The sequence below is a fragment of the Halomicronema sp. CCY15110 genome (assembly GCF_016888165.1).
Classification (GTDB): domain Bacteria; phylum Cyanobacteriota; class Cyanobacteriia; order Phormidesmidales; family Phormidesmidaceae; genus Halomicronema.
In genome coordinates this window covers 1-920 of sequence record NZ_JACSWC010000050.1, presented here as the reverse complement: position 1 = coordinate 920, position 920 = coordinate 1, and the positions used below count along the sequence as shown (strand labels likewise).

Below are 920 nucleotides of genomic sequence, written 5' to 3'. Positions count from 1 at the left end.
AACTCATGGGGAGTGCTCTGCTCTTTTGCCAATAGCGCCAGGTGGTGGCGAATGAACTGCTCTAGCCACTTGGTTGAAGCTTTGCCAGCAGCCACATCCAGCCAGTTTTCGGGAAGGGTAGTCGTCGTCATGAGCGGGAACCTATGAATTGAGCCATCGCGGGCTAAAGCAGCGTGAAGAGAAACAGACCAATCAGCCAGATTGTCCCGACCGTAGTCCCGATCGCCATACCAGCCTTGAGGCCATCAACGGCATCCAAATCGCGCCTGCCCTGAAAGTGCTGTTGAAGGGCTAAAAGCCCTCTCTGAAGCAGTTGAGCATGTCACCTCCGGGGGCAATCCCCCTTACTATATCTTTATTTATCGAAGTTGAGCCATCCATATCTAAGTAAGTGAAACCGGATAAGACGTGATGACGAGTTCGGGAATTTTGCCGCGCCGCTTGCCGTTCGAGTTGATCGCCCTTGCTGATTGAACTTTGTGCATGTGGAAGCCCTGATACAGCTCGCAAATGAAGGGACAGTCGGAGTTGGACAACATCACCTTGACTCCACGACTTGCCAGCTCTGCAAACGTTCGCTGGAGTTGCTCTTGGTCTTCAGCGCAAAAGCCGTAGCGACTGTAGCCCGTGAAGCGACTGGTGGCGCTGATGGGGTGGTAAGGCGGATCAAAGTAGACAAAATCTTGCTCATCCACGGCCCAGTCCAGAACATCAAAAAACTGCCCACAGCGGATGTCGGTACCTTGCAGCGCGAACGCAGCCTGCCGCAAAGCCTCGGCATCACAGACCTTGGGGTTCTTGTAGCGGCCTATCGAAGTATTGAACTCTCCTTTGGAGTTCTCCCGATACAGGCCGTTAAAGCAGGTTTTGTTGAGATAGATCAGTCGGGCAGCGCGATGGATGGACGATCGCACCTGGTG

General features: G+C 53.6%; 2 protein-coding genes. One reads left to right on the top strand and one right to left on the bottom strand.

Annotation, left to right across the window (positions count from 1 at the left end; genetic code table 11):
- Positions 1 to 148: 148 nt before the first annotated feature.
- Positions 149 to 295: a hypothetical protein gene (locus JUK32_RS00465; RefSeq protein WP_204136904.1), complete on the top strand. Its 147-nt coding sequence runs from the start codon at positions 149 to 151 to the stop codon at positions 293 to 295.
- A gap of 88 nt (positions 296 to 383) precedes the next feature.
- Here the strand turns inward: JUK32_RS00465 and JUK32_RS00460 are convergent.
- Positions 384 to 920, bottom strand: a 537-nt coding sequence (locus JUK32_RS00460; protein ID WP_204136903.1) for a Dam family site-specific DNA-(adenine-N6)-methyltransferase, incomplete at its 5' end; no start/stop codon positions are given.